18 protein-coding genes and 4 tRNA genes are annotated in these 18,497 nt (G+C 64.2%); 10 read left to right on the forward strand and 12 right to left on the reverse strand.

Features of this window, described 5'->3' with window-relative positions:
• Nucleotides 1-13 precede the first annotated feature (13 nt).
• Nucleotides 14-667 carry a response regulator transcription factor gene (locus HMPREF2550_RS01035; protein ID WP_070762812.1) on the reverse strand — a complete coding sequence of 218 codons (654 nt, stop codon included), beginning with the start codon at nucleotides 665-667 and terminating at the stop codon, nucleotides 14-16.
• Nucleotides 664-1,308, reverse strand: coding sequence for a sensor histidine kinase (locus HMPREF2550_RS01040; protein ID WP_371441157.1), 645 nt, complete (start codon nucleotides 1,306-1,308; stop codon nucleotides 664-666). The genes HMPREF2550_RS01035 and HMPREF2550_RS01040 overlap by 4 nt, the downstream gene beginning before the upstream one ends.
• A 140-nt stretch (nucleotides 1,309-1,448) precedes the next feature.
• On the opposite strand from HMPREF2550_RS01040, the gene HMPREF2550_RS01045 reads away from it, so the two are divergent.
• Nucleotides 1,449-2,114 carry an ABC transporter ATP-binding protein gene (locus HMPREF2550_RS01045; protein WP_246819713.1) on the forward strand — a complete coding sequence of 222 codons (666 nt, stop codon included), beginning with the start codon at nucleotides 1,449-1,451 and terminating at the stop codon, nucleotides 2,112-2,114.
• Nucleotides 2,111-3,484: an FtsX-like permease family protein gene (locus HMPREF2550_RS01050; protein ID WP_083319706.1), complete on the forward strand. Its 1,374-nt coding sequence runs from the start codon at nucleotides 2,111-2,113 to the stop codon at nucleotides 3,482-3,484. The genes HMPREF2550_RS01045 and HMPREF2550_RS01050 overlap by 4 nt, the downstream gene beginning before the upstream one ends.
• On the opposite strand, the gene HMPREF2550_RS01055 is transcribed toward HMPREF2550_RS01050, so the two are convergent.
• From HMPREF2550_RS01055 to HMPREF2550_RS01065, 3 genes are all read right to left on the reverse strand, one after another.
• Entirely contained in the window at nucleotides 3,481-4,245 is a 765-nt protein-coding gene (locus HMPREF2550_RS01055; RefSeq protein ID WP_070762808.1) for a decaprenylphospho-beta-D-erythro-pentofuranosid-2-ulose 2-reductase, read from the reverse strand. The two genes, HMPREF2550_RS01050 and HMPREF2550_RS01055, sit on opposite strands and share 4 nt — an antisense overlap.
• A 12-nt stretch (nucleotides 4,246-4,257) precedes the next feature.
• Entirely contained in the window at nucleotides 4,258-5,637 is a 1,380-nt protein-coding gene (locus tag HMPREF2550_RS01060) for a decaprenylphosphoryl-beta-D-ribose oxidase (protein WP_070762807.1), read from the reverse strand.
• A gap of 106 nt (nucleotides 5,638-5,743) precedes the next feature.
• Nucleotides 5,744-5,980 carry a hypothetical protein gene (locus tag HMPREF2550_RS01065; protein ID WP_038587685.1) on the reverse strand — a complete coding sequence of 79 codons (237 nt, stop codon included), beginning with the start codon at nucleotides 5,978-5,980 and terminating at the stop codon, nucleotides 5,744-5,746.
• A gap of 44 nt (nucleotides 5,981-6,024) precedes the next feature.
• Between HMPREF2550_RS01065 and HMPREF2550_RS01070 the strand changes: the two genes are divergently transcribed.
• Together HMPREF2550_RS01070 and HMPREF2550_RS01075 are read left to right on the forward strand one after the other, a co-directional pair.
• A complete protein-coding gene (locus tag HMPREF2550_RS01070; protein ID WP_051904676.1) occupies nucleotides 6,025-6,771 on the forward strand; it encodes a hypothetical protein in 747 nt (248 codons plus the stop codon).
• A gap of 11 nt (nucleotides 6,772-6,782) precedes the next feature.
• Nucleotides 6,783-7,226 (forward strand): GtrA family protein, encoded by a 444-nt coding sequence (locus tag HMPREF2550_RS01075; protein WP_038587687.1) that lies wholly within the window; start codon nucleotides 6,783-6,785, stop codon nucleotides 7,224-7,226.
• Here the strand turns inward: HMPREF2550_RS01075 and HMPREF2550_RS01080 are convergent.
• Entirely contained in the window at nucleotides 7,223-8,134 is a 912-nt protein-coding gene (locus HMPREF2550_RS01080; protein ID WP_070789161.1) for a galactofuranosyltransferase GlfT1, read from the reverse strand. The genes HMPREF2550_RS01075 and HMPREF2550_RS01080 overlap by 4 nt on opposite strands.
• A gap of 78 nt (nucleotides 8,135-8,212) precedes the next feature.
• Here HMPREF2550_RS01080 and HMPREF2550_RS01085 point away from each other — a divergent pair, with 78 nt between their 5' ends.
• Nucleotides 8,213-9,178 carry a hypothetical protein gene (locus tag HMPREF2550_RS01085; protein ID WP_141760480.1) on the forward strand — a complete coding sequence of 322 codons (966 nt, stop codon included), beginning with the start codon at nucleotides 8,213-8,215 and terminating at the stop codon, nucleotides 9,176-9,178.
• Between the two features lie 65 nt (nucleotides 9,179-9,243).
• Here HMPREF2550_RS01085 and HMPREF2550_RS01090 read toward each other — a convergent pair whose 3' ends face one another.
• Together HMPREF2550_RS01090 and HMPREF2550_RS01095 are read right to left on the reverse strand one after the other, a co-directional pair.
• The gene (locus HMPREF2550_RS01090) at nucleotides 9,244-10,038 is read right to left on the reverse strand and encodes a galactan export ABC transporter ATP-binding subunit Wzt/RfbE (RefSeq protein ID WP_038587698.1); all 795 of its coding nucleotides are present in this window, start codon (nucleotides 10,036-10,038) and stop codon (nucleotides 9,244-9,246) included.
• A 26-nt stretch (nucleotides 10,039-10,064) separates the two neighbouring features.
• Entirely contained in the window at nucleotides 10,065-10,913 is an 849-nt protein-coding gene (locus HMPREF2550_RS01095; protein WP_070762882.1) for a galactan export ABC transporter permease subunit Wzm/RfbD, read from the reverse strand.
• 169 nt (nucleotides 10,914-11,082) lie between these two features.
• Here HMPREF2550_RS01095 and HMPREF2550_RS01100 point away from each other — a divergent pair, with 169 nt between their 5' ends.
• Complete coding sequence (locus tag HMPREF2550_RS01100) at nucleotides 11,083-12,294, forward strand: aminotransferase class V-fold PLP-dependent enzyme (protein ID WP_070789163.1); 1,212 nt, start codon at nucleotides 11,083-11,085, stop codon at nucleotides 12,292-12,294.
• Between the two features lie 15 nt (nucleotides 12,295-12,309).
• On the opposite strand, the gene HMPREF2550_RS01105 is transcribed toward HMPREF2550_RS01100, so the two are convergent.
• Complete coding sequence (locus HMPREF2550_RS01105; RefSeq protein ID WP_070789273.1) at nucleotides 12,310-13,272, reverse strand: NAD(P)H-quinone oxidoreductase; 963 nt, start codon at nucleotides 13,270-13,272, stop codon at nucleotides 12,310-12,312.
• Nucleotides 13,273-13,326: 54 nt separating this feature from the next.
• Between HMPREF2550_RS01105 and HMPREF2550_RS01110 the strand changes: the two genes are divergently transcribed.
• Nucleotides 13,327-13,414, forward strand: a tRNA-Ser gene (locus HMPREF2550_RS01110).
• A gap of 6 nt (nucleotides 13,415-13,420) precedes the next feature.
• Here HMPREF2550_RS01110 and HMPREF2550_RS01115 read toward each other — a convergent pair.
• On the reverse strand, nucleotides 13,421-14,548 hold the full coding sequence (locus HMPREF2550_RS01115) for an aminotransferase class V-fold PLP-dependent enzyme (RefSeq protein WP_070789166.1): 1,128 nt from the start codon (nucleotides 14,546-14,548) through the stop codon (nucleotides 13,421-13,423).
• Nucleotides 14,545-14,982, reverse strand: a complete 438-nt coding sequence (locus HMPREF2550_RS01120; RefSeq protein ID WP_070789168.1) for a hypothetical protein — start codon at nucleotides 14,980-14,982, stop codon at nucleotides 14,545-14,547. Before HMPREF2550_RS01120 ends, HMPREF2550_RS01115 begins: the two co-directional genes overlap by 4 nt.
• Nucleotides 14,983-15,046: 64 nt before the next feature.
• Here HMPREF2550_RS01120 and HMPREF2550_RS01125 point away from each other — a divergent pair.
• Nucleotides 15,047-15,138 (forward strand) — tRNA-Ser (locus HMPREF2550_RS01125).
• A 2-nt stretch (nucleotides 15,139-15,140) separates the two neighbouring features.
• Nucleotides 15,141-15,216 (forward strand) — tRNA-Arg (locus HMPREF2550_RS01130).
• A gap of 51 nt (nucleotides 15,217-15,267) precedes the next feature.
• Here HMPREF2550_RS01130 and HMPREF2550_RS01135 read toward each other — a convergent pair.
• Nucleotides 15,268-17,346, reverse strand: coding sequence for a hypothetical protein (locus HMPREF2550_RS01135; RefSeq protein WP_070789169.1), 2,079 nt, complete (start codon nucleotides 17,344-17,346; stop codon nucleotides 15,268-15,270).
• 271 nt (nucleotides 17,347-17,617) lie between these two features.
• Between HMPREF2550_RS01135 and HMPREF2550_RS01140 the strand changes: the two genes are divergently transcribed.
• Nucleotides 17,618-17,690: transfer RNA gene (locus HMPREF2550_RS01140), tRNA-Arg, on the forward strand.
• Nucleotides 17,691-18,497 lie beyond the last annotated feature (807 nt).

Below are 18,497 nucleotides of genomic sequence, written 5' to 3' on the forward strand. Positions count from 1 at the left end.
ACTCAGTGCGTAACTAGTCCACACCTCGCTCGGAAAGGAACATCAGGATCGCGCGGACTCTCCGGTTGTCCTCGTCCGGGGTGAGCCCCAGCTTGGAGAAAATGCTAGAGACGTGCTTGGCCACCGCCGCCGACGAGAGGAAAAGTTTGGCCGAAATGTCGGCGTTGGATAAGCCTTCCGCCATCAGTTCGAGAACCTCGAGCTCCCGCGGGGAAAGTTCCCGCAGCCACGGGGCGCTCGTGTGCATGAGTGAGCTGGCCACCTCCGGGTCGATTACCACCCCGCCGCCGGCGACGTTCTCGCAGGTGGCGATGAAGTCGGCGACCTCGGCGACCCGGTCCTTGAGCAGGTAGCCGGTGCCCCCGCCAAAGTTTTGGCCGAAAAGTTCGCGAGCATAGGGCGCTGCCACGTATTGCGACAGGACCAGCACGTTTAAGCCCGGGTGGCGGGTGCGGAGCTCTAAAGCGGCCGTAAGTCCGTCGTCGCGCATGTGCGGGGGCATGCGGACATCGGTGATGAGGAGGTCGGGCAGCGGTGCGGCGTCGATAAGCGAGATGAGCTCATCGGCGCTTGAAGCCTCACCGACGATGTCGTGGCCGCGCCGCGTGAGCAGGCCGGCCACTCCCTCCCGCAGCAGGGCGGAATCGTCTGCAACCACGATCTTCACGCGCCCACCCCGCTTTCGCCGCGGAACAGCAGCAGTGGGATGCGCGCGGCAACCGTGGTCGGGCCGCCGGCCGGCGAGTTCAACTCGAGGGTGCCGCCGAACGCGGCGACGCGCTCGCGCATCCCGTCGAGCCCGCGGCCGGGGGTAAACTCCGCGCCTCCGTCGCCCTGGTCCGTGACCACCACGTTGAGCGTGTCGTCGCAGGTGATCAGGACGTGTACGGGGCAGCCTTCCGCATACTTCGCGGCGTTGGTGAGCGCCTCGGTGGTGAAGAAGTAGGCGGCGGCGAGCACGGACGCGTCGATCGCGGGCAGCGGGTGCGGCGCGCGCACGCGCACGTGCGGGCCGTATTGGGCGGCAGCAGTTTCCACCGCGGCGACGAGTCCCCGGTCGGTCAGCTCGGAAGGGTGGATGCCGTGGACGGTGCGGCGCAGGGTTTCGAGGCCGCGCTTGAGGTCGGTGGCGGCGGCGTCGAGAAGCGCGCGCGTGCTCCCCTGAGCATCAAGCTTTGCCTCGCCCACCTTCATCGCGGCGGCGACGAAGTGCTGCTGCGCGCCGTCGTGCAGGTCGCGCTCGATGCGCAGCCGCTCCACCTCGTAGGCCTCGGCAATCTTGCGACGCGACGCTGTGAGCTGGTGCACGCGTTTCGCTGCACTCTCCTCGTGGTTGGCTCGTTTTCTCCACCTCATAGATGCATAGACTAGCGAGGTAGTGCTAGCACTACCCGTTTTCGGGCGCGAGCACCATGGTGAAACTTTTCGGCCAAAAGTTGAATGGAAGCATGCTCGAACTGCAAGACATCACGAAATCATTCACCCAACAACGCGTGCTCGAAGGCGTGAGCCTGAGCGTGCCCGCCGGCGAATCGCTCGCCGTGATGGGGCCGTCGGGTTCCGGCAAGTCGACGCTGCTGCACTGCATGTCCGGCGTGCTCACCCCAGATTCTGGGCAGGTACTTTTCGAGGGGCAAAACATCGCAGCGCTTGACGACGCCGCGCGTTCCTCACTCCGCCTCAACCACTTCGGCTTCATCTTTCAGGACGGACAGCTTTTGCCCGAGCTCACAGCCACCGAAAACGTCGCGCTGCCCCAGATCATGCGCGGCACCCCCAGGAAGGATGCCCACGAGCAGGCGAACGAGATGCTTACGAGGCTCGGCTTGGGGAACTTTGTCTCGAGGTTTCCAGGCCAGCTTTCGGGCGGGCAGGTGCAGAGGGTCGCGATTGCACGAGCCTTGGCAGGACCGCCGAAAGTAGTCTTCGCCGACGAGCCGACCGCGGCGCTTGACCAGGCGACAGGGCACGAGGTGATGCAGGAGATCGTCGCGGTGGCGCAAAAGTTCGGCGTCACCCTGGTCTTGGTCACGCACGACCCGAAGATCGCGGCCTGGTGCAACCGGCGCATCGAGATCCGCGACGGCCTGATCCACTCGGAGGTGGCAGCATGAGCGCGACCACACTGATGACGGCAACGAGGGTGCGCTCCAAAGAGGCCTCTTCTCAAAGAGGGTCCGGCGAGCGCTGGGTGCGAAAGCTCTCCGTGGCCGCGCTAGCGGTGGCGACGTGGATGCTGTGCACACTCGCCGGCGGGACCTGGATGTTTGTTCAGCGCGACAGGCACTACCCGAACCTCGGCGGCGACATCGACATCCCGCTGCTCTACATCGGGCTCGCACTCTTCGCGTGCGCGCTGCTCATCCCCACCCTGCTCACCCTGCTCACACAGGCGGCGCGGGCGGACCTGAGCGGGCGCGAGCAACAGCTCGCGGTGCTAAGGCTCATCGGCGCGACCGCAGGCGAGGTGCGCGGCATGATGATCCTGCAGGCGCTACGCAGGGCCTTCGTCGGGTTGAGCATCGGCACGGCGGCGTACGTAGCGAGCGTGCCCGCCTGGTCAGCCCTTTCCTTTCAAGGGACGAAGATCGGCACCTGGGAAATGTTCACCTGGTGGGTCGTGCCGATCGCGTGGGCGGCCGTCGCGCTGCTCGCTGCGGGCTCCGTGTGGCGCGCGCTGCAGCAGGTGGCGGTCACACCGCTCGGCGTGACCAAGCGAGTGCCGCACCCCGGGCAGAAAGCAATCACGACTGTGTGCGCCGTCGCCGCAGCAATCGGTCTGTACATCTGGCTTGCTAGGCACCCGATCGCGCCGGAGGCCGATATCGCGGACGTCCTGGTTGCGCTCGTCGCCTTCACCGGGTTCTTGGTGGTGAATACGCTGATCGCCGTCGGGGTGATCCAGGTTGTGGCGCGCTTCAGCTACCGAATCCCGGGCGCGTACAACTACGTAGCGACGCGCCGGGTGAGCCGCGGCGCGAAGAACACGTGGCGCAGGTGCAGCGCGCTGTTCTTCGTCGCGTTCACCGCCGGGCTGGCGGGGGCATTCCAGAGCATCGCGGAAAGTGAGGTGGCTCCCGAGGAGGCGCTCATCGTGCAAGATCTGCCCAAGGGCATCGCCATCACGGTGCTCTTCGGCGCGGTACTGCTGGTGCTGTTCACCCTGCTGACGCAGACGCTTGCGGTGGTGGAGCAGAAGCAGCTGACCAAGTCGCTCCACTTCATCGGTGCGGCACCAACTTTTCACACAAAGGTTGCGGTGCGCGAAATTGGGGTGCCGATGGTGGTCGCAGCGCTGCTGGGATTTGGTCAAGGCGCGCTCGTCGGCCTGGCCATGGTCGGGGCAACGCCCGACGGGATCGCAACCGTACTGTTCTTCGGCGCACTCATCGCACTCGCCCTGGTCGGCTGTCTGGCCGCCGTTGTCGCCACCGGCCGGCTCCGCGAGAAAGTACTCGCGGAAACCGGCCGGGCAAACGACTAGAAGCTCAGCTTCCGCATGATCGGCGCCGGGATCGCCTTGAGTACCAGCGAGATCGGGCCGAAGAGCTTGTGGACGAAGACGTTGGACTTGCCGCCCAGCGCGGCGTCCACCGCGGCCTGCGCGACCTCTTCCTTGTCCACGGTCAGCGGTGCCTCGTCGAGGCCCTCGGTCATCTTGGTGCGCACCTGGCCCGGGCGGACCACGGTGACGTTGACACCATAATCCCGGAGCGCCTCGCCGAGCTGGAGATAGAAGCCGTCCATGCCGGCCTTGGAGGCACCGTAGACGAAGTTGGAGCGGCGCACCTTCTGGCCGGCCACCGAGCTCATCGCGATAATGGTGCCGTGACCTTGTGCTTTAAACTTTTGGCCCAAAAGTACGCCCACCGAGATCGGGGCCGTGTAGTTGGTCTGGGCGGAGGCGACGGCGGCGGCCTGGTCCTGCCAGAGCTGCTCCTGGTCGCCAAGCGTGCCGAAGGCTACGATCGCGACGTCGACGTCGCCGTCCTCGAAGGCGGCGTCGATCACGCCGGGGTGGGAATCGAAGTCGGTGGCGTCAAAGTCGATAAGACGCACCTTGGAGGCACCGGCGGCGGAGACTTCCTGCACCGCGGCGTCGATACGCGGCGAGCCCTGGCGCGCGGCGAGGGTGACGGTGGGGTTGCCGCCGCGGGAGGCGAGCTCGGAGACGATGGCGAGGCCGATCTCCGAGGTGCCGCCGAGCAGCAAGATGTTCTGGGCTTGGCCAACTGCATTCAGCATTGGGGTTCCTTTCTAGTGCAGCTCGAGGCGGCGGGACATGTCGGAGGCGAAAACGCCGGTCGGGTCGATCTCGTTGCGGGTCTTCAGCCAGCCGGGGAGCTCCGGGTACATCTTGTGGAACTTCTCGGCGCTGGTGCGGGACTCCTTGGCCAGGTAGAGGCGGCCGCCGAACTCCATGACCTGGTCGTCGAGGCGGTCGAGGAAGGTGTTGAGCCCGTCGCGGATCGGGAAGTCCACGCACACGTTCCAGCCCTTCATCGGGTAGGACAGCGGCGCGCGGTTGCCCTCGCCGAACAGCTTGAACACGTTCAGCGCCGTGTAGTGGCCCGAGGACTGGATCTGGTAGATGATGTCCTTGAACGGCTCCACCGCGTTCGTGGGCACCACGAACTGGTACTGCAGGAAGCCGGCAGAACCGTAGCCGCGGTTCCACTCGCCGATCAGGTCGAGCGGCTGGTAGAACTGCGTGAGGTTCAGGATGTCGTTCTTCGAAGGCGAGCCCATCATGTAGTACGCCTCGCCGATGGCGGACAGCGTCAGCTTGTTCATGGTCCAGGACGGGAAGATGTCCGGCACCGTCATCAGCTGCGGGGCCTTGAACTTCAGCGGGTCCTTCGCCAGCTTCGGCGCGTACTCCTTGAGCTGGTCCAGGGTGGCCAGCGAGCCGCGGGAAATGGTGGAGCGACCCGTCTTCGGCGGCGCGGAGATCGCGTCGAACCACGCGGAAGAGTAGGTGTAGCCCTCCTCCTGGCCGTGGGAGTGCTCCTCGATCGTCTCGTCGAGCGTGCTGGTGCGCACGGTATCGGAGATGAAGTAGGCGGTCTCCGTGAACGTCATCTGGATGCGGGCGCGCAGGATGATGCCGGTCAGGCCCATTCCGCCAACGGTGGCCCAGAACAGCTCAGAGGTTTCGCCCTCTGGCTCGAGGTGGAGCACGCGCCCGTCGGCAACCAAAAGCTCCATGGAGAGCACATGGTCGCCGAAGGAGCCGGCGGAGTGGTGGTTCTTGCCGTGGATATCGGGGCCGATCGCGCCGCCGATGGTGACCTGGCGCGTGCCGGGCAGGACGGGGACCCACAGCCCGTAGGGCAGCGCGGCCTTCATCAGCTGGTCCAGGGTCACGCCCGCGTCCACGTCCACGATGCCGGTGTCCGGGTCGATGGAGTGGATCTGGTTGAGCGGCTGCATGTCGACGACCAGCCCGCCGCCGTTCTGCGCCGGGTCGCCGTAGGAGCGGCCCATGCCGCGGGCGATGACGCCGCGGCCGCTCTCGGCCGCGACCTGCACGGCCTTCGCGATGGTGTCCACGTCCGGGGTGGAGACGACGTGCGCCGTCGACGGGGCGGTGCGGCCCCAGCCGTAGAGGGATTTCAGTTCGGTGTGAAGTTCCATATCTCCGCTTCTGATCAAACTAAAGGTGGAAAAGCTTCTTCGTGTTCGAGCCTACCCACAACGCGTGGAACTTCCGGTATTGAAAGGTGTGATCTTAGACAGATTCTTACAGGTCCATGATCTGCCTGATCTCCTCCGGCAGCTCTTCTTGCGAGGTGATGACGGGTTTACCTGCCTCTTTGTGCTCGCGCAGCAGCTCGTAGATGCGCCCGCGGCCCACCGAATCCACGAACGGCAGCTCTTCGACGAACAGCCGCACCATGAAGTCGGACAGCGGCGCGTCGACGCGCTGAGCTGCCTCGTGGATTGCGTCCGGGTCGTCGCCTTTGTAGTGCTTCCTCATGCGACTCACCATAGCGCGCACGAAAAACCTCTATTGTGGGCGCCATGGGCAGCACGCTATACACGGAGCACCTGGCGCCGGTGATTCAACTTTCACCCGGCGCCACGCTCATGGTGCGTATTGCGCTCACCTCCGACGAGGAGGTCTACCGCTGGGTCGGCCTCGACTCGTCCACCACGATCGAGCAGTGCCGCGAGCTCGTCGCCGCCCTCTTCGGCATCACGGAGACGGTTGGTTCGCCAAGCCAGGGCCTGCTTGTCGACGTCCTTACGTCCCCCGGCGACACCGCCACCTTCACCTGGGGCCTGTGGCAGTTCACCATGCTGCTTGCCGACGTCTACCCCGGCGGCAGCGACGGCCCCGTCTGCGTCGCCGGCGACGGCTCCTTCGCTGGCAACGAGGTGGACCTAGACCTGACAGGAAGCACGGTGAGACCCGAGGTGCGCGACGTCATCAGGCGCGCCGAGTCCTTCGACTTCGTGCCGCTCCTGCAGGTGCTCGCAGACGGGGAGCGCACCTTGCCTGCGGGGGAGCGGGCGCGGCTGGCGGGGCTCGTTCCGGCGTCGAGAAGCAAAACGAGCGATGCTTTCTGGGTCCACGTGCTGGCGATGGCGTGCTTCGAGGATTGCCCGACGACGCGACGCTTGGTGCTCAGCCTCATGCGGGCCCTGGGCTGGGAGGACACGGACGCCGACGAGGTGTTCACGCTGAGCCGCGCGGGCGAGGCGTTCGTGGGAGATTTGTCGGCGGTGGATCGGCTGGAAATTCTGCGCGAGCTGCTCCACGGGTAGACTAAGCGGCCGTGTCTTCCTCTTCCGCAGTATTCAAGCAGCTCGTGCCGTTTTTGATCATCGGTATCGGCTGCGCGGTCATTGACTTTGGCATCACGTATTCGCTCACCGAGCTTGTCGGCACCCAGCGCGATATGGCCAAAGCCGTCGGCTGGGTCTTCGGCACGCTGACCGCCTACCTGCTCAACTCCAAGTTCGCCTTCCAGGCCGAGGTCAACGCCAAGAAGGCGGGCGCGGTTTTCTTCCTCTACGCGGTGACCTTTGTGGTGCAGCTCCTCCTCTACCGCTGGACGGAGGGCCCGCTGATCGCCATGGGCATCGACACGAATCCGTGGAAGGACGGCGTGTCCTTCGTCATCGCGCAGGGCGTGGCCACCGTGACGAACTTCGTGCTGCAGCGCCGCGTGATTTTTAAGGAAGAAACCAAGATCATCGCCGAGCAGGACCCGCGCTAGGGACGTCGGAAGTCCTCGCGTGCCCCGCGGCGCAGCAGCTTCAGCCACTGGAAGAATTCCCGCGGGTTTTTGCGCTCGATGAGGAAGAACCAGCCGAAGCGGACTACCTCCTGCAGCTGCATCTTCTTCATCCCGCGCTGGTTGATGATGTAGCCGCGGTTGCGGTAGGTGAAGTAACGCTTCGTGGGGTTATCCGGCCACTGCGCGTGCGCGCGCCCGCCCATGATCGGGTGGAACTCGCCGGAGCCGTCCGGGTGCAGGTAGCTGGTGGTCAGCGCCGTGCCGTACTTCAGCCCCGACTGTGCGAGGCGGCGGTGGTACTCCACCTCGTCGCCGCGGATAAACAGGCGGTAGTCCGGCACGCCGATGCGCTCCATGGCTTTCGCGCTGATCAGTGCGCCGTTAAACAGCGAGGCGTACTGGGGGAGGAAGTCGCCCTCCAGCTCGTCGACGCGCCGGTGCCACACCGTGCCTTGGCGCAGCGGGAAGGCGAGCTTCTCGGGGGCGTCGATATTCGCCACGATCGGGCTGACCTCGTGCAGTTCGTGTGCTTCGGCGACTCGGTAGAGCTCGGCGAGGACGTGCTCGTCGGCTGGGCGGCCGTCGTCATCCGCGCACCAGATCGCGTCCGCGCCGAGCGCGAGCGCGTGGAGGAAGCCGTAGGCGAAACCGCCCGCGCCGCCCAAGTTCGTGTGGCTGGGCAGGTAGACCCCGTTGTCCAGGGCAGTGACCATCTCCCTGACATGGTCTTCTGCGCCGTTATCCACCACGATTACCCAGTCAACCGGGTGCGTCTGCCCCGCCACCTGGTTGAGGGAGTGCCGCAACAACTCGGCCCGCTGATGCGTCACGATTACCGCCGCGGTCGTGCCATTCGGATCCAACAGTGCATTGTGCGCGTGCTTCATGCTGTGTATTGTGCCCTGTCTTTCCCGCAGCGAGGGAACCGGCGCGGGGTGCGCAACGTCTAACAAGGTATGAGGCGTTTGCACGATGGCATGGAGGTCGAGGTCAAAAGCGGTCTTCTGGGCGACATCAACCTGCCCTTGGCACAGATCACCGACCGCTTTGGCGTTCTCCTACGCGACGTTCTGCCGCCAGAGGAAGTGCGAGCCAACGCCGCCCGCCACCCCGAAAGGGTTGCCTACCCGGTCAGGGCGGTGCACCGCGCGCTGGCCTTCGCCATCGACCGCCCCGGCACCGTGGTGGTGGGGTTTGGGGCGCTCGCGTTGTACGGTTTGCCGTTCTTTGTCGAGGGGCAGGACACCGTGCTCATGGACAAAAACTGCCGCGAGCATCAGGCGGCGGGGGCGCACCGGCCGTCGATAGTTCGGCAAACTGGCGCGGTGGGCGAAGTCTGGGACCTGAGGCACAGCGGCTGGAAACTTCGCGCGAGTGAGCCGCATGCTGCGCTGGTGCAGTCGCTCAGGCTGTTGTGGCGGGAGGAGGTGGCGTGGCACGTGCAGGCTATCGAAGGACTCGACCGGCGCACGGTACGGGCTATCCAGCTTGTTGACGCCTCCCGGCGCCACCTGGGCCTCGACCCCGCAAGAGTCCTCCGTGCCGCAAGGAGCCAACTCAATCAACGCTGGATCTGCGATGTCCTGGCGCATTCGAGTCCCTACGCGGACTCGCCGAAGGAAACGGAACTCCGGTTGCTGCTCGGCGACGTCATCCAAAAATATGGCCTTACCCTGCAGGAACAGGTGGTTGTTCGGCGTGGGAAGGAGATCGTCACCACGTTGGACCTCGCCATCAAAGAACCCCGGATCGGCGTGATGTACGACGGCGCCCACCACGGTGAAGACCGCCAATGGAAGAAAGACGCCTACATCAACTCCATGCTCGTTGCCGAACAGTGGGCGCCCCTGAGGTTCACGAGCGTCTCATTGGCAACTGCGGCAGCGGTGGTTGAAGAAGTCGTCGTCAAGCGGCTCGGAATAACTTTGTAACGATTCCACCCGCTCCTGGGGAAACGCCACAAAATGGAATGATGTCGTCATAGATTGCCGGCAGCTTATCGACGGTCCCCGTGGAAACGCTCCACCAGCTCCGCGACGTACTCGCCGGTTTCCGGCCCCTCGTAGGCGCCCACTACGTCCGAGACCAGGCCCGCCTGCCGGATCTCGCCCTTGTCCACCCACAGGGCGGTGTTGCATAGCTGGGCGAGGAAGTCGTTGGAGTGCGAGGCGAACACCAGGATGCCGGAGCGCTCCACCATCTCTGCCAGCCGGACGCGTGCTTTGGCCATGAAGGCGGCGTCGACGGCGCCGATGCCCTCGTCGAGAAGCAAAATCTCGGGCTCGATGGAGGTGACCACGCCGAGCGCGAGGCGCACGCGCATGCCGGTGGAGTAGGTGCGCAGCGGCATGCTGAGGTAGTCGCCGAGCTCGGAAAACTCGGCGATCTCGTCCATCTTTGCCTTCATTTGTTTGCGGGTCTGGCCGAGGAAGAGGCCGCGGATGATGATGTTCTCGTAGCCGGAGATCTCCGGGTCCATGCCGACGCCCAGGTCGAAGACGGGCGCGACGCGGCCGCGGACATCGGCGACGCCGCGGGTCGGCTCGTAGATGCCGGAGAGCAGGCGCAACAGCGTGGACTTGCCGGCGCCGTTGTGGCCGACGAGGCCGACGCGGTCGCCCTCGCGCAGGTGCAGGTTGATGTCTTTGAGCGCCTCGACGACCACGGTGTTGGAGGCGTTCTTGCCGATCTTGCCGCCGGCGGACGACATGACGGCCTTCTTCAGCGAGCGGGACTTGGCGTCGAAGATGGGGAAGTCGACGCAGGCGTTGTAGGTGTCGATAGAAACCATTGAGCAGACTCCTTCTTAGACCTGAATTAGACCCAGTACGGCACGCGGAAGCGCATCTGGCGCATCGCCAGCAGGGTGATGCCCAGGCCGATGACGGTGCAGATGCCGACGATGCCCCAGTGGTAGGCGGCCACCGGCTGGTCGATCATGGGGGCGCGCACGATCTCCAAGTAGTGGTAGAGCGGGTTGATCTCTGCGAGCAGGGCGCGCTGGGCCACCTCACCGCCCTGCTCCTTGAGCGTCTGGGTGGTCCACACGATCGGAGTGACGTAGAAGAGCAGCTGCACGAGCGCCTCGAGCAGGGGTGCGACGTCGCGGAAGCGGGTGGCGATGATGCCGAAGAGCATGGTCACCCACACGCCGTTGAGCACGAGCAGCAGCATCGCGGGCACCGCGAGCAGCGTCTGCCAGGTCAGCGGGATGCGGAAGATGATGACCAGCAGCACCCAGATGACAATGTTGTGGGCGAAGAACAGCAGCTGGCGCCACACCAGGCGGTAAACATGCACGGAGAGGGCGGAGGGTAGCTGCTTGATCAGCCCCTCGTTCTCAATGAATACGTTCGCGCCGTCCTTGATACACCCGGAGATGAAGCCCCAGACGATGAAGCCGACGGTGACGTGCGGGAGGAACTCGCGGACCTCGATCTGGAAGAGCATGGAATACAGCAGGCCGAGCGCGAGCGCCATCACGCCGGTGGCGATGGTGATCCACAGCGGCCCGAGCGTGGAGCGGCGGTAGCGCTGCTTGATGTCCTGCCAGCCCAGCTGCAGCCAGAGCTCGTATTGGCCCCAGCCGCGAACGAGGTCGTGGAAGGCCATGCCCACCGTCTTCGACTTTGACGGTGGGGTGTCGTGGTCTGCGTCGCTGGTCATGCGCGTGACGTCCGCGCGGAGATGTTGAAAGTCCTGCACCTTTCTCACCCTAGCGTCAACTGGCCGCTTTGCAGCTTTTCGCCCCGGAGCAGGCAGTGTGCGCGCCGGGGGACAACCGGGCATAATTGGGTGCGTTCTCATGCCGTCGATGCAAAGTGAGGGGTGTGGCATGGCGTTCGATGTAGCGAGTGTGCGCGGGCTGTACACCTCGCTGGGTGACGGTTGGACCTACCTCAACGCCCACGATGCGCCGCAGATCCCGGAGCGGGTGTCCGCAGCGGTGGCCCGCTCGTTCCGCCTGTCCGCGTCGGTCGCGCCGCCGGAGCCGGGTTCGGGTTCGCACTCGCGGGCCTCGCTGGGGCGTCCGGAGGGCGAGGCGTACGTGCAGCAGGCGCGGTCCGCGGTCGCGGACTTGGTGGGGGCGACCCCGAGGCGCGTCGTCCTCGGCCCGAGCCTTGAGGCGCTGTACATGTCGCTGGCGGTGGCGCTGAAACCGCTGTTCCGCCACGATTCGGCGCTCGTGTGCAACCGGGTGGACCGCCCGCAGCTGACCGAGGCGCTGCGCCGCATCGGCGCGCCGACGAAGTTCGCGCAGGCCGACCTGGCCACGGGTGATCTGCCCGCTTGGCAGTTCGCCGAGCTTGTCGACGGCGCGACGCGCCTGGTCTCCGTACCCGCAGCACACCCCGAGCTCGGCGCGATTATCGGCGTGCGCGACATCGTGGAGCGGGTGCGGGAGCGCTCGCGGGCCTGGGTGCTTGTCGACGTCACGTCGTACGCCCCCTACAAACCGATCACCTTCGACGCCTGGGGCGCGGACATCCTCGCGCTCGACCTCTCCGAGCTCGGCGGGCCGCAGCTGGGCGCGCTCGTCTTCCGCGACGAGGCGATGTTTGGGCGCCTCGATGCTGCTGCTTTAGACATGGAGGTCTCCGCCGGGCTTGCGGGCGGGGTGCCCGCGGTGGTGGAGCACTACGCCTCCCTGGTTGAGGGGGTGCAGGGAAGGCCCACGCGCCGCAACCGGCTGACCCACTCGATGGGGCAGACCGCTACCTACTTTGACCGGCTGCGCGAGGACCTGGATACGTTCTTGGGCACCCTGCCCGCAGTGCACATCGTCGGCGTGTCCGGCGAGGCGGCGGAGGGCGCGGCGATTGAGCGGATTCCGCGGTTGATGTTCGGGGTGCAGGGCGTGCCGTCGACAATGGTGCACCAGCGGCTCTTGGCCCACGGGATCGTCTCTACCTTGGCGCGGCCGAGCCAGCTGCTCACCGACATGGGCGTCGACGACATGGGCGGCGCGGTGACGATCGGCCTCGGGCCTTTCAACACCGAGACCGACATCGAGCAGCTCATCCGCACCGTCGCGTCGCTGGCCTAACTTTTCAGCGAAAAGTTACTCACCCACTTTGAGCACGACTTTTCCGGTGTGGGCGCCGGAATCGAGGTACTCGTGGGCCTCAGATGCCTGGGCGAGCGGGAAGGTCTTGGTCACGTTCGGCGCGATTTGGCCGGACTCGATGAGCGGCCAAACGTGCTCGACGGTGTCGGCGACGATGCGTGCCTTCATCGGGCGCGGGCGGGCGCGCAGCGTGGTGGCGTGGACGGACTGGCGGCGCGGCATCATCCGCCCCAGCGACAGGGTGCCCTTGGCACCGCCCTGCAGGGCGATGACGACGAGGTGGCCGTCGACAGCCAGCGACTTGATGTTCTGCTCCAGGTACGCGCCACCGACGACGTCCAGGATGATGTCGGCCCAGCCCTTGAGCTCCTCGGCGAAGTCCTGGGTGCGGTAGTTGATGCCGATGTCGGCGCCCAGCTCCCGGCAGTAGGCGAGCTTCTCCTCGCTGCCCGCGGTCACGGCGACTTCTGCGCCGAGCGCCTTGCACAGCTGGATGGCGAAGGAGCCGATGCCGCCGGCACCGCCGTGGATGAGCACCTTGTCGCCAGCCTGCAGCCCAGCGACCATGCCCAAGTTGGACCACACGGTGCAGGCGACCTCGACGACCGCGGCGGTCTCCTCCAGGCTCAAGTTCTTTGGCTTCGGTGTGAGCTGGCCTTCCGGGACGGCGACGTACTCGGCGTAGCCGCCACCGGCGAGCAGGCAGCCGACCTCCTCGCCTTGTCTGCGGTCCGTGGTGCCTGGGTCCACGATCACGCCCGCGCACTCCAGGCCGATGGTTTCCGGCTCGCCCTTCGGCGGCGGGTACTTACCTTGCGCCTGGACGAGGTCGGCGCGGTTGACGCCGGCGGCGGTGACGCGGACGAGCACGCTGCCGTCGTCAAGCGAAGGCTCTGGCGTGTCAAAGAGCGCGAGCGAGCGGGGATTATCTGGGTCTGTCAGTGCAATTGCTTTCATGCCCACCCAGGATAACGGAGTCGGTGGGCCTATACGGTAGACTTTGCTCCCGTTGGAGACGTGGCAGAGCGGCCGAATGCACCGGTCTTGAAAACCGGCGAGGGTCACACCTCCAGGGGTTCAAATCCCCTCGTCTCCGCCAACTACTTTAAAGCGCATCCAGCACGTCGATGAAGCGCTGGGCCGCGGCCTGCGGGTCGGCCCACTTATCCAGGCCGAACAGGCCGATGCGGAAGGTGGAAAAGTCCTCCGCCTCCCCAATCTTCAGTGGTACGCCCGAGGCGATCTGCAGGCCGTGGGGCTTGAACGCCGCGCCCGACTGCTGCTCAGGGTTGTTCGCGTACAGCACGACCACGCCGTTGGACTCGAAGCCCTCCGCGGCCACGGAGCGGTACCCGCGTTCGTAGGCGGCCTCGCGGACAAGGCGGCCGAGCGTCTCCTGGTTCTTCGCCAGCGTGTCTAGGCCGACCTCCACCGACTCCTTCATGACCTCCAGGTTGTGCAGGATCGTGTCGGTCGGCAGGGTGGAGTGGTAGCCGGCCTGGCCTGCGCGGTAGCCGTCGAAAATTGCGAGCCACTTCTTTAAATCCAGGGTAAAAGAGTCCGATTCGCTGCCCAGCACCGCCTCGCGGCCCTTCGGCGAGAGCATGACGTAACCGGTCGCGGGAGAGCCGGACCAGGACTTCTGCGGCGCGGACACCAGCACGTCGATGTGTTGCGCCGCCATGTCGGGGAAGGCCGCGCCCGCCGCGATGCAGTCGAGCACGAACAGCGCGCCGTGGTTGTGCGCAATGCGGCCCAGACCCGCGATGTAGTCATCCGGCAGGCTTAAGCCCGCGGCGGTCTCCGTGTGCGCGGTGACAATCACGTCGGGTGCATGCTTATCGACGGCACGCTGCACCTCCTCAAGCGCCGGCGGCGCAAAAGAAGGCTGCGCATCCTCGCTGGTCGGCTGGGCGTTGAGTACGTGGACGGTGTCGGTGAGGTGGCCGGCTTCGATGATCTGGCTCCACCGGAAGGTAAACAGGCCGGAGCGCAGGATGAGCACCTTCTTGCCGTGGAAGAGCTGGCGGGCCACCGCCTCCATCGCGCCGGTGCCGCCCGCGGGGACGAGTGTGGCCGAATCGGCACCGTAGGTAGAGGTCAGCAGCGTGAGCATCTCCTGGGCGGCGGAGATGAACTTCTGCGACATGTGGTTCAGGGAGCGGTCAGTAAAGACGACCGAGTACTCGAGCAGGCCGTCGGCGTCAATGTCAGGGCGGGGCAGATGTGTCATGCCCCACAGTCTAGCCGGGCTGAGAAGAGCTCTGGGGTGGTATGGAACTGAGGTGACAGCTCGGTGCCGCGTAGTTCGTCCTGCGCGCGCTTCACGGCTGCGCGCTCGACGCCGACGACGAACGCGACGTTTGTGAGTTTCAGCGGCGTGGCAGGGGTGATCGAGGCGTCGCCTGGGTGGCGCGGGTCGACGCCTTCTAGATCTGTGCCGGGGATCTGCCCGAGCGGGACGCCGAGCAGTAACGTGCCTGTGTGCAGGCGCTCGGGTGCGGCGTGTTTGGGGGAGAGGTACAAGGGAGCGTCGAGAAGCATGTGGGGCGAAAAGGACGCGATGTCGGCGAGGGCCCACACGATCCAATCGGCGCGGTTAGCGGCGGCGGGGCCCAGGTCACTGCGGGTAGCGACACCGGCGTTGAGGTCTGTGTTGAGCTTCATGCGGCCCACTATACGGGCCCTATTTGGAAGTCGCGGGCGCACTGGGTAGGATGAGCAAAGGCCTGGAGACGTGCCAGAGCGGCCGAATGGGGCTCCCTGCTAAGGAGTTGCCCTCTTTGCGGAGGGCCGCAGGTTCAAATCCTGTCGTCTCCGCCACTGCGCCCGTAGCTCAACGGATAGAGCATCTGACTACGGATCAGAAGGTTGGGGGTTCGAATCCCTCCGGGCGCACCAAACAAAACCCCAGCTCACAGTGTGTGAGCTGGGGTTTGTCGTCTCTTCGGACTACTGCTCCTCGGTGGGGGTAGCCTCTACGGTTGTTTCAGTCGGCACAACCGGGGCAGGCTTTGCCGAGCCGAGAGAGACCGCGGCACTGTCGACGTTCGGGATGCAGTTGCGTCCGCCTGCGATCGCGACGACCGCTGCGAACAGGCCAAGCACGCCGCCGCCGATGCCTGCGAGGGCCTCCGGAGTGGTGCCGGCGGAGCGAGCGACGTCGTTAAGCGCGCGGCTCAGCTGGTTGCCCGCAGCACCAAGGCCAGGCGTTCCGAGCTGGGTGGACAGTGCGAGCGGGATGAGAGCCAGCAGCGGCAGGCCCACGCCGATCAGCGTGGCGATGCAACGCGGGTCGGAAGAGCCGCCCTTAAGGCCAACGTTCGCGTCCACGGTCGGGCCGCCCTGACCGCCCTGGCCGCCCGGCTTGGAGGAGCCGCCGGAGGAGCCCGGGATGCCCTCGACCTGCACGTCCGGGTTGCCGTTGTTGTTGGCGTTGTCCTTGATTTCTGCCTTGGCGTTGTCGGTGATGACGACGGTGGCCTTGGCGTTGTCGGAGATCTTCACATCAGGGTTGCCGTTGTTGTTGGCATTGTCCTTGATCTCTGCCTTGGCATTGTCGGAGATCTTGACGTTTTCCGAAATCTTGACATCAGGATTGCCGTTGTTGGACAGATTGTCCTTGACCTCGACGGTCGCTTTAGCGTTGTCGGAAATCTTGACATCGGGGTTACCGTTGTTGGACAGGTTGTCCTTAATGTCGACGGTCGCTTTAGCGTTGTCGGAGATCTTGACGTTTTCCGAAATCTTGACATCAGGATTGCCGTTGTTGGACAGGTTGTCTTTGATGTCTACCTTGGCATTGTCCGTAATGATCGGGTTGCCGTTGTTCGACAGGTTGTCTTTGATCTCGGCCTTCGCATTGTCTGTGATGACGACGTTCGGGTTGCCGTTGTTGGACAAAATATTGATGCCCCCGCCGCCAGCGCCGCCGAGCGCACCGCCAGTGAGGCCACCAAGCAGCCCGCCGCCAATCTTGCCGATGAAGTCGGCCGCAATGTCCGCGATTGCGCCGCTCGGGGTTGCCGGGTTCTTCGCGCTGATGCGCAGAGTACGTTCAACTTCCGAGGTGCCGTCGCTGAAGACAACCGGAATAGTAAAGGTGCCGGGGATGAAGTTGTTGGGCGCGGAAACCTGAACCTTGCCACCCTGGGTAGCTACGCCCCAACCTGGCGAGCCGATCCCCTTCTTCTTCACCGATACGCCTTCGGGGAGCGTGAGTTCTTCGACGACCTTGGTCACATTGCCTTCAAAGTCCACGTCATAGATGCCGCCGAAGTCGGGCAATGCGTCTTCCCACTCAGCCTTCGGCATCTCATCAATCACCGAAAGGTTCAAGGTAGAGGTGTAGGACGAACCGTCACCGCGGGTGATCTTTACGGGGATGGAAACATCGCCCTTCTTAAATGCCGTTGCGGACTGCGGACGCTTCACCTTCAGGGTGCCATCTTCATTCTCAAAGTCCCAATTGAAGATGGTGTTTGAGGTGGGGGCAAAGGTGTAGCTCGGATCAACTTCCAAGTCCTTAACTGCAGCGGCGTCCTGGTTCCAGAAGTTTTCTGTCTCGTAGCGACGTGCGAGGTTGGGATCCGTTTCCCGAGCGTCCGCTGGGAGCTTGGCGACGTTGATCTTCAGCGTGTTTTTGATCTCCTGCCCATCTGGCATGGTGGCCGTCACCGCGACGTCCTTTTCCCCTTCGGTGAAGGAGACATCTGCTGATGGGCGGGACAGCACCACCGAGCCGTCCTCGTTCGCTTCAACCCCCCAGTTGAAGATGGTAGATATGTTCGCCACGATGGTTGAACCCGCTGGAAGCATGAAGCCCTCGACTACGGTCGGGGCATCGCCGGTAAACGTCACCTGGTGGCGCGAGTTCCAGTCGATGACAGTAGGCTCGGCGACCGGGCTGGTCGTCGTGGTGGTTTCAGTGGTGCTCAGATCCTCAGCAATGCCCTGCGGCACCACGATCGACGGAGCCACAAGGGCGAGGGCGAGAGCGCTTGCGGCGATGCCGCGAGAAAAAGTGGTCATGTGACCTTCCTTTAAGTGCCAATAAACGTAGGTGGGCAGCGAATGATGAACTAATGCCAACGTTCAATTTCGCTTACCTCAATGTTTTTATCACCTTATTGCCAATTTCAGTAGATGGATTGTGAGAAAATTTCTTCTCACGGTGCTCCTTGCCGAGCATCCTCTATGTGCGACTTGTTCTGCCCAAATCCATGTTGGGCTGGGGTTTTGGCGCATCTGTGGTTGCAGTGTAAAGTAACTCTTCGTTGTCAACGCAAGACATTGATGGCAAGCGCCCGTAGCTCAACGGATAGAGCATCTGACTACGGATCAGAAGGTTGGGGGTTCGAATCCCTCCGGGCGCACCGATTGAAACCCCGCTTCGGCGGGGTTTTCGCATGCTGGGGGCATTTCGGGTGGTGGAAAGTATATTAGCGCAGCCTAAGAGTGGACTTACGTACAAAAGTTGGCATACGCCTGTCTACGGCATTAGGCTCTATAGGGATTCTAAAGATTTTTCCCAGCTCTCATAAAAACCCTGAGTACAACCTTACGTATTGGAGAAAACTATGCGCGGAAACCCCAAGCCATCACGCGGGCTGTTTTCCGGAATGAAGAGGACCGTCATTGCTTCGGCGACGGCACTTTCGCTCGCAGTTGGCGGCATGGCCGTCCCTGCGCTTCCGACGCCGACAGGGGAGAGTGTTCTGCCTGTCGCGGCGGCGCAGGAGCTGGCTGCCAATGAGATGGAATACAAGGCAAATTGGAGACGTCCGCTCAATACCTGGCCCAGTAGGGATATCAATGCCTCCACTACTCCGGATGTGCTTCGGGAAATGCACCGGAGTGGGAAGATGGGCTGGAAAGCGGTGACGGTCACTGCGACAAAGACTTACACCGCCGACGAACTTATCTTCACAGCTACTACGGACGAAAGCAATAGTTTTCCCGAGGATAAGAAATACTTTGTTTGGGTTGAGAGGCATTACAGGGAGAGACACATTGCCCGCCGTGAAGTGAAAGATGGCAAACTTTACGAGATTGCGAAAGGGCACAGCGACGGAAGGTCCTTGAAGCTCACGCTTCCCGAGACCATTACGGTAGAGAGCGGTGACACGCTTGTTGTTTTTGGTGAAGGAGTTAGGGCCCCCGGGTCGAGTGGTTCGAGACCT

This window comes from Corynebacterium sp. HMSC074A01 (assembly GCF_001831515.1).
Lineage (GTDB): Bacteria > Actinomycetota > Actinomycetes > Mycobacteriales > Mycobacteriaceae > Corynebacterium.

Bases quoted from the DNA above. Each gene is read 5' to 3' on its own strand.
- HMPREF2550_RS01135 (WP_070789169.1), bottom strand. From the start codon at position 17,346: ATGACCACTTTTTCTCGCGGCATCGCCGCAAGCGCTCTCGCCCTCGCC.
- HMPREF2550_RS01105 (WP_070789273.1), bottom strand. From the start codon at position 13,272: ATGAAAGCAATTGCACTGACAGACCCAGATAATCCCCGCTCGCTCGCG.
- HMPREF2550_RS01090 (WP_038587698.1), bottom strand. From the start codon at position 10,038: ATGGTTTCTATCGACACCTACAACGCCTGCGTCGACTTCCCCATCTTC.
- HMPREF2550_RS01045 (WP_246819713.1), top strand. From the start codon at position 1,449: ATGCTCGAACTGCAAGACATCACGAAATCATTCACCCAACAACGCGTG.
- HMPREF2550_RS01070 (WP_051904676.1), top strand. From the start codon at position 6,025: ATGGGCAGCACGCTATACACGGAGCACCTGGCGCCGGTGATTCAACTT.
- HMPREF2550_RS01080 (WP_070789161.1), bottom strand. From the start codon at position 8,134: ATGAAGCACGCGCACAATGCACTGTTGGATCCGAATGGCACGACCGCG.
- HMPREF2550_RS01060 (WP_070762807.1), bottom strand. From the start codon at position 5,637: ATGGAACTTCACACCGAACTGAAATCCCTCTACGGCTGGGGCCGCACC.
- HMPREF2550_RS01115 (WP_070789166.1), bottom strand. From the start codon at position 14,548: ATGACACATCTGCCCCGCCCTGACATTGACGCCGACGGCCTGCTCGAG.
- HMPREF2550_RS01100 (WP_070789163.1), top strand. From the start codon at position 11,083: ATGGCGTTCGATGTAGCGAGTGTGCGCGGGCTGTACACCTCGCTGGGT.
- HMPREF2550_RS01095 (WP_070762882.1), bottom strand. From the start codon at position 10,913: ATGACCAGCGACGCAGACCACGACACCCCACCGTCAAAGTCGAAGACG.
- HMPREF2550_RS01055 (WP_070762808.1), bottom strand. From the start codon at position 4,245: ATGCTGAATGCAGTTGGCCAAGCCCAGAACATCTTGCTGCTCGGCGGC.
- HMPREF2550_RS01120 (WP_070789168.1), bottom strand. From the start codon at position 14,982: ATGAAGCTCAACACAGACCTCAACGCCGGTGTCGCTACCCGCAGTGAC.
- HMPREF2550_RS01065 (WP_038587685.1), bottom strand. From the start codon at position 5,980: ATGAGGAAGCACTACAAAGGCGACGACCCGGACGCAATCCACGAGGCA.
- HMPREF2550_RS01050 (WP_083319706.1), top strand. From the start codon at position 2,111: ATGAGCGCGACCACACTGATGACGGCAACGAGGGTGCGCTCCAAAGAG.